Origin of the sequence: Promicromonospora alba, assembly GCF_042654905.1 — a bacterium.
Taxonomy (GTDB): domain Bacteria; phylum Actinomycetota; class Actinomycetes; order Actinomycetales; family Cellulomonadaceae; genus Promicromonospora; species Promicromonospora alba.
The window spans coordinates 250,103-260,971 of the sequence record NZ_JBHSFI010000005.1 but is presented as its reverse complement, the minus strand read 5'-3'; the positions used below and the strand labels follow the sequence as shown (position 1 = coordinate 260,971).

At 73.4% G+C, this 10,869-nt stretch carries 14 protein-coding genes; 6 read left to right on the top strand and 8 right to left on the bottom strand.

The window, feature by feature from the left end; genetic code table 11:
* Positions 1–22: 22 nt before the first annotated feature.
* Both dapB and ACFO6V_RS16180 read left to right on the top strand, forming a co-directional pair.
* Entirely contained in the window at positions 23–796 is a 774-nt protein-coding gene (gene dapB, locus ACFO6V_RS16185) for a 4-hydroxy-tetrahydrodipicolinate reductase (protein WP_377136945.1), read from the top strand.
* Positions 793–1,293 carry a hypothetical protein gene (locus ACFO6V_RS16180; protein ID WP_377136943.1) on the top strand — a complete coding sequence of 167 codons (501 nt, stop codon included), beginning with the start codon at positions 793–795 and terminating at the stop codon, positions 1,291–1,293. The genes dapB and ACFO6V_RS16180 overlap by 4 nt, the downstream gene beginning before the upstream one ends.
* Positions 1,294–1,343: 50 nt before the next feature.
* Here ACFO6V_RS16180 and ACFO6V_RS16175 read toward each other — a convergent pair whose 3' ends face one another.
* Entirely contained in the window at positions 1,344–2,306 is a 963-nt protein-coding gene (locus ACFO6V_RS16175; RefSeq protein WP_377136941.1) for a TIGR03557 family F420-dependent LLM class oxidoreductase, read from the bottom strand.
* A gap of 152 nt (positions 2,307–2,458) precedes the next feature.
* Here ACFO6V_RS16175 and ACFO6V_RS16170 point away from each other — a divergent pair, with 152 nt between their 5' ends.
* The 4 genes from ACFO6V_RS16170 to ACFO6V_RS16155 are packed head-to-tail and all read left to right on the top strand — an operon-like array spanning position 2,459 to position 5,070.
* On the top strand, positions 2,459–2,998 hold the full coding sequence (locus ACFO6V_RS16170; RefSeq protein WP_377136939.1) for a hypothetical protein: 540 nt from the start codon (positions 2,459–2,461) through the stop codon (positions 2,996–2,998).
* A complete protein-coding gene (locus ACFO6V_RS16165) occupies positions 2,995–4,224 on the top strand; it encodes an NRAMP family divalent metal transporter (protein ID WP_377136938.1) in 1,230 nt (409 codons plus the stop codon). The genes ACFO6V_RS16170 and ACFO6V_RS16165 overlap by 4 nt, the downstream gene beginning before the upstream one ends.
* The gene (locus ACFO6V_RS16160) at positions 4,221–4,664 is read left to right on the top strand and encodes a hypothetical protein (RefSeq protein ID WP_377136936.1); all 444 of its coding nucleotides are present in this window, start codon (positions 4,221–4,223) and stop codon (positions 4,662–4,664) included. The genes ACFO6V_RS16165 and ACFO6V_RS16160 overlap by 4 nt, the downstream gene beginning before the upstream one ends.
* 46 nt (positions 4,665–4,710) lie before the next feature.
* The gene (locus ACFO6V_RS16155; RefSeq protein ID WP_377136935.1) at positions 4,711–5,070 is read left to right on the top strand and encodes a PRC-barrel domain containing protein; all 360 of its coding nucleotides are present in this window, start codon (positions 4,711–4,713) and stop codon (positions 5,068–5,070) included.
* Between the two features lie 39 nt (positions 5,071–5,109).
* On the opposite strand, the gene ACFO6V_RS16150 is transcribed toward ACFO6V_RS16155, so the two are convergent.
* The 7 genes from ACFO6V_RS16150 to ACFO6V_RS16120 form a co-directional block, all read right to left on the bottom strand.
* Complete coding sequence (locus ACFO6V_RS16150) at positions 5,110–6,408, bottom strand: MFS transporter (RefSeq protein ID WP_377136933.1); 1,299 nt, start codon at positions 6,406–6,408, stop codon at positions 5,110–5,112.
* A 43-nt stretch (positions 6,409–6,451) separates the two neighbouring features.
* Positions 6,452–6,955 carry a GNAT family N-acetyltransferase gene (locus tag ACFO6V_RS16145; protein ID WP_377136932.1) on the bottom strand — a complete coding sequence of 168 codons (504 nt, stop codon included), beginning with the start codon at positions 6,953–6,955 and terminating at the stop codon, positions 6,452–6,454.
* A gap of 10 nt (positions 6,956–6,965) precedes the next feature.
* Complete coding sequence (locus ACFO6V_RS16140) at positions 6,966–7,433, bottom strand: hypothetical protein (RefSeq protein WP_377136930.1); 468 nt, start codon at positions 7,431–7,433, stop codon at positions 6,966–6,968.
* 123 nt (positions 7,434–7,556) lie between these two features.
* The gene (locus ACFO6V_RS16135) at positions 7,557–8,060 is read right to left on the bottom strand and encodes a GNAT family N-acetyltransferase (protein ID WP_377136928.1); all 504 of its coding nucleotides are present in this window, start codon (positions 8,058–8,060) and stop codon (positions 7,557–7,559) included.
* 115 nt (positions 8,061–8,175) lie between these two features.
* Positions 8,176–8,496 carry an AzlD domain-containing protein gene (locus tag ACFO6V_RS16130; protein ID WP_377136926.1) on the bottom strand — a complete coding sequence of 107 codons (321 nt, stop codon included), beginning with the start codon at positions 8,494–8,496 and terminating at the stop codon, positions 8,176–8,178.
* Positions 8,493–9,230 carry an AzlC family ABC transporter permease gene (locus ACFO6V_RS16125; protein WP_377136924.1) on the bottom strand — a complete coding sequence of 246 codons (738 nt, stop codon included), beginning with the start codon at positions 9,228–9,230 and terminating at the stop codon, positions 8,493–8,495. The genes ACFO6V_RS16130 and ACFO6V_RS16125 overlap by 4 nt, the downstream gene beginning before the upstream one ends.
* Before the next feature lie 74 nt (positions 9,231–9,304).
* Positions 9,305–10,774 (bottom strand): NAD-dependent succinate-semialdehyde dehydrogenase, encoded by a 1,470-nt coding sequence (locus ACFO6V_RS16120; protein ID WP_377136922.1) that lies wholly within the window; start codon positions 10,772–10,774, stop codon positions 9,305–9,307.
* Between the last annotated feature and the right edge of the window lie 95 nt (positions 10,775–10,869).

The window sequence follows — 10,869 nt, the reverse complement described above, 5'->3', positions numbered from 1 at the left end:
AGTTAACAGAGGGTGGTAGATCGTGAGTGACATCAAGGTGGCCGTGCTGGGCGCGGCCGGGCGCATGGGTACCCAGGCGTGTGCGGCGGTCGAGGCCGCGGACGGCCTCGAGCTGGTCGCCAGCCTGGACAACGGCGACACGATCTCGAGCGAGACGCTCGCCGGGGCCGACGTCGCCGTCGACTTCACGGTCCCGGCCGTGACCGAGGCCAACGTGCACGCGGTGCTCGACGCCGGTGTGCACGCGGTGGTCGGCACCACCGGCTGGGACGACGACTCGCGCGCCCGCGTCGCTGCGCACCTCGCCGAGCTGTCACCCCGGGGGACGGGCGGCACGGGTTCGCTCGGCGTGCTCATCGCCCCGAACTTCGGGCTCTCGGCGGTGCTGGCGATGACGTTCGCCGCCAAGGCGGCCCGGTACTTCGAGTCCGCGGAGGTCATCGAGCTGCACCACCCGAACAAGGTGGACGCTCCGTCCGGCACCGCCCGGCACACGGCCGCGGCGATCGCTGTCGCCCGTGCCGAGGCCGGCCTCGGGCCGTCGCCCGACGCGACGGAGACGGGCTGGGAGGCCCGCGGGGCCGACGTCGACGGGGTGCGCGTGCACGCCGTCCGGCTGCGCGGGCTTGTGGCGCACGAGGAGATCCTCTTCGGCAACGAGGGGGAGCAACTGATCATCCGGCAGGACTCGTTCGACCGGTCCTCGTTCATGCCGGGCGTGCTGCTTGCGATCCGCTCGGTGGTGTCCCGCCCCGGGCTGACGGTGGGGCTCGAGCACGTGCTGGACCTGTCGTGAGCGACCCGGGGACCCGCAGCCCGGGCCGCAAGCTGCCCAAGGGGCTGCCCGGCACGCTCGCCGTCACGGCGCTGCTCGCGCTGTACATCTGGCAGATCGCGGGGCGCGGCATCACGATGGTGCGCGCGGGCGAGCCCGTCCTGATCGCCATCGGTCTGGCCGTACTGATCATCCCGCTGCTGGTCATCGGGCTGATCGTGCGTGAGTACCGGCTCGCGGCGACGGTGCAGACCATGGCGGACACGCTGTTCGCCGAGGGTGACCTCCCCGTGGACGACCTGCCCCGGTCGCCCGGCGGGCGCATCGACCGGGCGGCCGCCGACGAGGCGTTCGAGCCACGGCGGGCAGCCGTCGAGGCCGCGCCGGAGGACTGGCGCGCCTGGTACCACCTCGCGTTCGCGTACGACGCCTCGGGCGACCGCCGCCGGGCCCGCGAGGGCCTGCGCAAGGCCGCGGGGTTCTACCGCGCCAAGCCCGCTCCGGCCGCCCAGGACTAGCCCGTCGGCCAGGACCGGCCCGCCAGGACCGGCCTGCCAGGACCGGCCCGCTAGAGCGCCCGCAGGCGCTCCACCAGCGGCCCCGCCGCCTCGGCGAGGAACCGGTCCTGGTTGTGGTCGCCCACCTGCACTATCGCGAGGTCGGTGAACCCCGCGTCCAGGAACGGGCGGGCGCTCTCGGCGAGCTTGTCCAGGTCCGGCCCGCAGGCGATCGCCGACGCGACGTCCTCCGGCCGCACGAACTGCGAGGCTCCCGTGAACCCGGCCGGTGTGGGCAGGTCCGCGTTCACCGACCAGCCGCCGCCGAACCAGCGGAACTCGGAGTGGGCGCGCTCGATCGCCTTGTCCTCGTCCGGGTCCCAGCAGATCGGCACCTGCCCGAACACCCGGGACCCGCCGGAGTGCTTGTCGTGCCAGCCCCTGACCACGTCGGCGTCGGGCATCGCCTGGACCAGGTGGTCCGCGAGCGGCGCGAACCGCTCGACGCCGTGCTTGCCCGAGAGGGCGACGCCGATCTGGACCCCGGCGTCCGGCACGTCCCAGAGGCGCGCGGAGTCGACTCGGAAGTACTCGCCCTCCCAGGTGACCAGCTCGCCCGTGAGCAGCTCGCGGATGATGTGCGTCGCCTCCTCGAGCATGTCCTGGCGGACGGCGATGGCGGGCCAGCCCTCGCCGACCACGTGCTCGTTGAGGTTCTCGCCGGAGCCGAGCCCGAGGGTGAACCGGCCGTCGGCCAGGAGCTGGAGCGTCGCCGCCTGCTGCGCCACCACCGCCGGGTGGTACCGCATGGTCGGGCAGGTCACGAACGTCATCAGCTCGACCCGGCTCGTCGCCTGGGCCACCGCCCCCAGGAGCACCCACGCGTTGGGCGCGTGTCCCTGCTCGGGGAGCCAGGGGGAGAAATGGTCGCTGGAGAGCTCGAAGTCGAAGCCCGCCTCCTCGGCGGCGACCGCATACCGCAGCAGCTCTCGCGGCCCGCTCTGCTCGGTCATGAGGGTGTACCCGATGTGCATGGTGTGCTCCTTCCCGCGTTGTCCTCACGACGATAGGCAGGTGTGGTTGCTGCTCGCCGCTCGGGGCCGCGGCCGGTCGCCATGGATTCACCCGGCGTGCGAGGGATTCACCCGGCGTGCGAGAACCGGTGATCCGCGCAAGCATTTCGAGCGTGACCAACCGTCCGCATCGCCAGCGACCCCGGCCGCGTGTCGCGCTGGCGCTGGTCCTGGTCGTGGGGTCGGCAGGCGTGCTCGCCGGGTGCGGCCCCGCGGCCACCAGGGCGGACGACGCGGGCGCCCTCGGCAGCGTGTCCGACCACCTCGACGACGCGAGCTCGGCGGTCGCCACGGCGGAGCTGGCCGTGCGGGCGCGCGCCGCCGGCCGGCTGCCGGCGGTGACCGCCGACGCCGCGGTCGGCGACGCCGTCGAGACGGCCACCGGCGCCGTGCACGGCATCGGGACGCTGGTCATCGCGGCCGAGAAGGCCGACGAGGTGCGGGGCGAGGCACTCGACGCCGCGTCGGCCGCCGTCGGACCGGTGACCGCCGCACGCACGTGGCTGGGACAGCCGCCGTCGTCTGCCGACGACGTCCTGCGCGCCCTCGACGAGGCCGCCGGCGGGCTGGACGAGGCGAGCGGTGCGGTCGAGCACGCCGAGGCCCGGGCCAAGGCGCAGGCCCGGGCCCAGACCGAGCGGACGGCGCCATGAAGAGCCGCCTGCTGGCAGTCGCGCTTGGCGTCCTCACCGCCATCGGCGGGTTCCTCGACGCGGGGGACCTGGTCACGAACGCCGTCGTCGGCTCGCGGTTCGGGCTGTCCCTGGCGTGGGTGGTGGTGGTCGGGGTGCTCGGCATCTGCGTGTTCGCGCACATGTCCGGGAAGGTCGCGGCGGTCTCCGGCCGGGCGACGTTCGAGATCATCCGCGAGCGACTCGGCCCGCGCACCGCGGGGCTGAACCTGGCGGCGAGCCTCGCGGTCACGGTGCTGACCCTCATCGCGGAGGTGGGTGGCATCGCGCTCGCCCTGCAGCTCGCGAGCAGCGTGGACCACCGGCTCTGGGTGCCCGTTGCGGCGCTGGCGGTGTGGCTCGTCCTGTGGCGCGTGAAGTTCGACGTCATGGAGAACGTCACGGGTCTGCTGGGCCTGGCGCTCGTCGGGTTCGCGGTGGCGGTGTTCCTGCTCGGCCCGGACTGGGGCGACCTCGGCGCGCAGCTGCTCCAGCAGGTGCCGGTGCAGGAGAGCGCCGCCGTGTACTGGTACTTCGCCGTTGCGCTGTTCGGCGCCGCGATGACGCCCTACGAGGTCTTCTTCTTCTCGTCCGGCGGCGTCGAGGACCGCTGGACACCGCAGGACCTCGCGACGTCGCGCCTCAACGTGCTGGTGGGGTTCCCGCTCGGCGGGCTGCTGTCGATAGCGATAGCGGCGTGTGCCGCGATCGTGCTGCTGCCGGCGGGGATACGGGTCGACTCGATGTCTCAGCTGACCCTGCCGGTCGCGGAGGCGGGCGGGACGCTGCTCGTCGCCGTGGTGATCGTGGGGCTGGTCGCCGCGACGTTCGGTGCGGCGCTGGAGACCGCGCTGTCCACCGGGTACACGCTCTCGCAGTACCTGGGCTGGTCGTGGGGCAAGTTCCGGCGGCCGGCCCGGGCGCCCCGCTTCCACCTGGCGATGATCCTGGCGCTGGTGGTCGCGGTCGGCGTCCTGATGACCAACGTCGACCCGATCGCCGTCACCGAGTACTCGGTGGTCTTCTCCGCGGTGGCCCTGCCCCTGACGTACCTGCCGATCCTGGTCGTCGCGAACGACCCCGAGTACATGGGCGAGCACGTCAACGGGCGCGCGATGAACGTGCTGGGCACGGTGTACCTCGTCATCCTCGTCGTGGCCGCCCTGGCCGCGATACCCCTGATGATCGCGACGGAGGCGGGCGGATGAGACACGGACGAACCGGCCCGCGCGACCTGGTCCGGGAGCCCGAGCCGCGGCAGCCCGGGCGGATCCTGGACGCGCGGCTGCACCTGCTGGACCGCCAGGTGCTCGACGTCGACGAGGTGCCGGTGTGCACCCTCGACGACATCGAGCTGGAGGTGGTCGACGGCGAGGCTGCCGAGGACGGGCGGATCGACGGCAGCGTGCCCGTCGTGATCGCCGCGCTGCTCACCGGTCCCGTGCTCGGTACGCGCGTCTTCGGCGGTCGCCCGCCCGCCTCGCGCTGGTACCGCCTGCCGTGGCGGCACGTGGCCGACGTCGGTACCGCCGTGCGCCTCGGCGTCCATGGGGCCGACCTCGACGCGACCTGGCTGGAGCGCTGGACGCGGGACCACGTCATCGGCCGTATCCCGGGCGGTACGCACGACCCGGAAAGCTCAGCATGATCAGCATGATCAGCATGATCAGCATGATCGGCACGAGGAGACCACGGTGATCGCGTCGGACCTGCTCGACGTCCCGGTGCTCGACGACGCCGGGACGCACCTCGGCTGGGTGGTCGACCTGCGCTTCGTGCTCGACGGGTCGCCCAGCACGTCTCTCGCCGGCGCACGGCTGCACGGGCTCGTGGTCTCGCCGCGCACCCGTACGTCGTTCCTGGGTTTCGAGCGGTCGGACGTGCGGCACCCCTGGCCTGTCGCGCAGCTGCTGCGGTGGCTGCACCGGGGCACGTTCCTCGTGCACTGGCCGGACGTCGCCCGGGTGCCGGCCTCGCAGGACGACCACACGGACCGGGACAGCAGGGCGGTCACGCTCCGCGCCGGCCACCGGCGCTACGAGCCCGGCCTCTGACGGCGTGCAGCCGGTAGCCGACGCCGCTGCCGGCCCGCGTCAGGCGGGGTTGGGCGTCAGGTCGGGCTCGGCGTCCGGGTGGGTCGGTACCCAGCGCACCATCACCAGCACGAGCCCGACGACGAGCAGAGCCGCCGTGAGCATGAACGGATAGGTCCGGTCGATCCCGGAGAGCCAGCCGGAGATCCAGCCGAACGGCGCCGCGGCGAGCATGATGCACGTGCGCTGGAGCGCCATCACGCGCGAGCGTTCGGCCTGGTCCACGTGCAGCGCGACGAGCGACTCCGAGAGCATGTACAGCATGCCCGCGCCGAAGCTGTCCAGCAGCAGGCACAGGCCGAGGAACGCGTACGTCGCCGGCGTCGCGCCGCCGGCGGACGCTGGGATCGCCACCAGCACGACCTGTCCGGCGAGGTGGACCCCGAACCCCCACAACGTGGCGCGCCTGAGGTCGACGGCGGTGGTCAGGAGCGGGATGAGCGTGAAGAAGAAGACCACCGACAGGATCGAGCGGACCATCGGGAAGAAGGGCAGCAGCGCGTCCGGCACGTGCAGGTGCTGGCTGACCACCACCTGCCAGAACGTGGCGTTGACGAGCGTGACCGCGGCCGTCAGCGCGGCCACGGCCAGCGCGAGGAGCGAGCCGCGCGAGCGCAGCAGCAGGCCGAGCGCACCGCGGTAGCCGGCCAGCATGCGCCACACGCTGTGCCCGCGGGTGGCTGCCATGCGGACGCGGCCCTGCCGGGTCTCCCTCGACCATAGGTACAGCCAGACGATCTTCACGGTCATCACGATCGCCGCGTTGACGTACAGGATGCGCACGGCGGGTTCGAGCCCGAGCTGGGCGACCAGGATGGCGGCCAGCGGCGCGAACAGGGCCGAGCAGTCGGACGCGACCTTGACCAGCGAGTAGATCCGGGTGATCTGGCCCCGTTCGGCGTCCTCGACCATGAGGCAGTCCCACGAGTTCTGCGTGACCTGCAGGGCTCCGTTCACGAGCGACGCCGCGAGGAAGAACCAGAAGTTCTCCGCGAACGCCCACAGCACGCACGGGATCACCCAGGCGATCACGTCGAACCACGCGGTAGTGGCGCGCCGGCCGAGCCGGTCGGTGATGATCCCGCCGGCCAGCCCGAAGGCGACCTGGGAGAGCATCGCGACCGTGGCCAGGAACCCGATCTGCTGGTCGTGCAGGCCCAGCGCCAGCATGAACACGGACGCGTACGGCAGCACGAGAGCCATGGACAGACCCCACAGCGGCTCGGTCCACACGCAGGCGCGAGGGTTGCCACGGAGCTCGACAAAGGTCCGCCAGAGCGGGTTGGGGTTGCGGATCACCGGGTTAGTGAAGCACCTCCGCGGCCCTGAGGTCACGCTGCTTTCAAACGTTGTCCGTCGGCCGGACGGCACGCTCCATGCAGACCAGGTCGTCCCGTTCGTCCCACGACTCGACCATGGCGAAGCCGAGCCTCTCGTAGAGGCCCAGCGCGCCCGTGCGCCAGGTCCAGACGGAGAGCGCGACAGTACCGACGCCGACGGCGGCCGCGTGGGTCAGCGCGGCACCGACCAGCGCCGAGGCGATGCCGTGGCCCCGGAGCTCCGGGACCGTCCAGAGCCGTTTGATCTCTACGCGGCCCGCCACGGGCGCGGTCACGACCACGCAGCCCGCCGGCCGGTCCCCGCGGCGCGCGACCAGGATGACGTCGTCCGCGAACGCCGACCGGGGGTCGCTGATCTCCGCCCGGTAGCGGGCGGGCAGCGCGTCGGCGTCCGCGACGGCGGCGCCCTTCTCCTCCTCGGTCCGCAGGTGGTAGGCGGTGAGGAGGGCGCCGAGCCCGAGCTCCGGGGGACAGTCCCGGCCGACCGTACGGACGATGTCTGTCACTCGGTGCTCGTCACTCGGTGAGGCTCGTCCAGCAGTAGAGCCCGTATCCCTGGTCGGCCGCGCGGGCGGCGAGCGCCGCGAGCGGCAGCAGCGCGGCGGCGAGCTGGCGCGGCGGGACGGCGGGCGTCGCGGTGGCGTGCCACTCACGGGCTACCCGGGCCAGGCGGGCGGGCGCGGCGGAGGCGAGGTCGTCGGCGAGCGTCTGCGAGACGGTGACTATCCACGGACCTTCGTCGCCTCCGCTGCAGACCAGCGTCCCGTGCCGCGGATGCGCGGTGACCTCGCCGTACGGCCGGCCGGACAGCGCACCGGCGAGCCCGCCGAGCATCACGAACGGGTCCATCGACGGCACCGCGACGGCGTCGAAGCGCGGCAGGTCGGTGCGCTGGTCCGGGTCGGCCGGCCCGCCCGGTGTGCGGAGCGCCGTCGCCGCCACCTCATCGCTAGGTGCCGCGAAGTACTCCGTGCGTATCCCCATGAGGGTGATGGTCGCAAGGCCGTGTCACGGGACTGTCACGCGGGCGTGAAACCTGCGATTCGCTCGGTGGGCGGTCGGCGGGCGGGACGGCGGACCCGGCCGCGGATCCGGACGGCGCAGCCCTCAGATCGCGGCGGACCAGCGGTGCTCGACGACCTCGCGGACCCCTGTCGCGAGGGTGCGGCTGCGGCCGTCCTCGCCGAGCCCGCTGGACTCGAGGAAGGCGGCACGCGCGGTGTCGTCCGCCAGGGTCCAGGTGGTCACGGTCTCCGAGCCGTCGGAACGGAGCCGGTCGACGGCGGCCGCGAGCAGCCGGGACCCGTGGCCCGCCCGCTGCGCCTCGGGCAGCACCTCGAGCGACAGCACCTGACCGGGGGAGACGGCGGCGAACCCCACGACGTCGGGCCCCGCGAGCGCGACGAACACCGCGAAGCCGGGGCCGGGCGGCGAGGTGATGGCCGACGACCAGCGCTCCCGCATGGCGGGCACGTCGAGCGCGTCGATGACCCCCTCGCCGAGCACGCCGGTGGCGCGCCACGCGGCGACCTGCACGTCGGTCACGGCGGCCTCGTCGCCGGCGATCGCTGGGCGGACGGATACGTCGGCGGTCTCGCGAAACAGTGCCACCTGACCACCCTAACGGCCCGGCGGGTCGTCAGGATGACGATGCACCTGCTGCCAGGCAGGGCTCGATCCTGGCAGCAGGTGCATGGTCATCGGGAAGGGCCGGAGCCGGCCAGCTTCAGCCCCAGCCCAGGGCACGGAGGCCCGCAGCCGTGCCCGCCGCCAGCACCACCACGAGGATGAACGGGGCGCGCAGCGCGAGCGCGAGCGCCGCGACCGCAAGGGCGGGGACGCGTGCGTCCACCGTCAGGGTGCGTCCGTCGGCGAACCCCTGGACCACGACGAGGGAGACGAGCAGCGCCACCGTGACGAGCGCGGTGACCCGCTGGACGCGCTCGGAGGCCAGCCAGCCACGCGGGATCAGGTGCCCGCCGAGCTTGAGGGCGAAGCAGGCCAGCGACGCCACCAGCACGGTGGTCCACAGGACGGTGGTGGTCATCGGGCAGGCTCCCGGTCGGTCTGGTTCTCGGGCTGGCCGGCAGCGGTGGCACCCGGGACCGACGGCGCGACCAGGCCCACGAGGATCGCGACCGCTGCCGCGGCGAGCACCGGGATGCCCGGCGGGACGAACGGGATGAGCGCCGCGGTGGCCACGACGGCGAGCCCCCCGACGAGCTGGGCACGGCGCGGTGCGAGTCGCGGCCACACCAGGGCCAGGAACGCGGCGGCGGCCGCCGCGTCGAGGCCCCAGGCGCGCGGGTCGCCGAGCGCGTCGCCGGCGAGCGCGCCGAGGAGCACGAACACGTTCCAGAGCACGAAGACGCCGACGCCGGTGACCCAGAACCCGATCCGGGAGGCCGCGGGCTCGGGCTGGGCGACGGCGACCGCCGTCGACTCGTCGATGGTGACGTGGGCGGCGGCGAGCCGGCGCCAGCCGCGCACCTGGAGCAGCGGCGAGACCACCGCGCCGTACAGGGTGTTGCGCAGGCCGAGCAGTGCCGCGGTGGCGATCGCCGCGACGGGGGTGCCCGCCGCGCCGATGACGCCGATCAGGGCGAACTGGGAGCCACCGGAGAACATGAGCAGGCTCAGGGCCATGGTCGGGCCGAGGCCGACCCCGGCGGCGACCGACAGGGCGCCGAACGAGATGCCGTACAGACCGGTCGCGACCGAGACGCTCACGCCCTGGCGGACGGCGGCGCGGGCCGCCGGATCACTGGGGAGGACGTTCACGCAGCGAGGCTACGTCGTCGTCGGACGTGCTCGGCGCGCCGCCCGCCCGCCGGACGGGTCTACCCGGACGGGATCTACAGAGCCACGTACACCGTCTCCTGGTACTCCTCCATGCCCGCCTCGCCGCCCTCGCGCCCCAGGCCGGAGGCCTTGACGCCGCCGAACGGCGCGCTCGCGTCGGACACCAGGCCCCGGTTGATGCCGATCATGCCCGCCTCGATCTCGTCCATCGCGCGCTGCGCCCGTGCCAGCGACGTCGTGTACGCGTAGGCGGCCAGGCCGTACGGGGTGCCGTTGGCCAGCTCGAACGCCTCGTCGTCGGACCCGAAGGCGACTATCGGGGCGACCGGGCCGAAGATCTCCTCGGTCACGACGCGCGCGTCGGCGTCGACCCCGGTGAGCACTGTCGGCTCGAAGAAGTGGCCCGGCCCGTCGAGCCGCGATCCGCCGGTGAGCACCTGCGAGTTGTGCGCGACGGCGTCGTCCACCAGGCCGGTGACCTTGTCCACCGCCGCCTCGTCGATGAGCGGGCCCACCTCGGTGCCCGGCCGGTTGCCCGGTCCGGTGACCTTCGCGCCCATCGCCGCGGCGAGCTTCTCGCCGAACGTGCGCGCGACGGCGTCGTGCACGAGGAAGCGGTTGGCGGCGACGCAGGACTGGCCGGAGTTGCGCAGCTTCGCGATCAGCGCGCCCTCGACGGCGGCGTCGAGGTCGGCGTCCTCGAAGACGACGAACGGCGCGTTGCCGCCGAGCTCCATCGAGGTGCGCAGCACGTTCTTCGCGGCCTGGGCGAGCAGGACCTGACCGACGCGGGTGGACCCGGTGAAGGAGACCTTGCGCAGGCGGGGATCCTCGAACAGCGGCTCGGTGACCGGTCCCGACCGTGAGGTCGGGACCACGTTGACGATGCCGGTGGGCAGGCCGCGTACCTGGGCCTCCGAGCGGATGACCTCCGCGACCAGGAGGGTGGTCATCGGGGTCAGCGAGGCAGGCTTGATCACCACGGTGCATCCGGCGGCGAGCGCCGGGGCGATCTTGCGGGTCGCCATGGCGATGGGGAAGTTCCAGGGCGTGATCAGCAGGGACGGTCCCACGGGCCGGCGGCTCACGTACTGCTTGTTGCTGCCCGACGGCGCCGTGCGCACCAGGCCGTCGGCGCGCACCGCCTGCTCGGCGAACCAGCGCAGGAACTCGGCGCCGTAGACGACCTCGGCACGGGCCTCGGCCAGCGGCTTGCCGGCCTCGGCGGTGATCAGCGCCGCGATGTCGTCGGTGCGGGCGACGAGCCGCGCGAAGACGGCGCGCAGCAGCTCGGAGCGCTCGCGGGGCGGCACGGCCCGCCAGGCGGGGGCTGCGGCGTGCGCGGCGTCGAGGGCGCGCACGGCGTCGGCAGGGGTGGCATCGGAGACGTCGAAGATGGGCTCCGCGGTCGCCGGGTCGGTGACCTCGAACGTGACGCCGCCCGCGGCGGAGCCCCAGTGCCCGTCGACGAGGATGCCGGTGGGCAGGTGCGCCACGAGTGCGGGGGAGAGCGTCGTCGCCATATTCCGAGTATCCACAGGCGCGCGTCAGCCGCGACCGGGCACCGGCGAACGACTGAGCAACCAATGAGTATGGTGCTGGCGCACGCCCTTCCACG

Excerpts from the sequence above, each read along its gene's own strand:
- ACFO6V_RS16175 (WP_377136941.1), bottom strand. The coding sequence starts at position 2,306 with ATGCACATCGGGTACACCCTCATGACCGAGCAGAGCGGGCCGCGAGAG.
- ACFO6V_RS16165 (WP_377136938.1), top strand. The coding sequence starts at position 2,995 with ATGAAGAGCCGCCTGCTGGCAGTCGCGCTTGGCGTCCTCACCGCCATC.
- ACFO6V_RS16160 (WP_377136936.1), top strand. The coding sequence starts at position 4,221 with ATGAGACACGGACGAACCGGCCCGCGCGACCTGGTCCGGGAGCCCGAG.
- ACFO6V_RS16140 (WP_377136930.1), bottom strand. The coding sequence starts at position 7,433 with ATGGGGATACGCACGGAGTACTTCGCGGCACCTAGCGATGAGGTGGCG.
- ACFO6V_RS16130 (WP_377136926.1), bottom strand. The coding sequence starts at position 8,496 with ATGACCACCACCGTCCTGTGGACCACCGTGCTGGTGGCGTCGCTGGCC.
- ACFO6V_RS16120 (WP_377136922.1), bottom strand. The coding sequence starts at position 10,774 with ATGGCGACGACGCTCTCCCCCGCACTCGTGGCGCACCTGCCCACCGGC.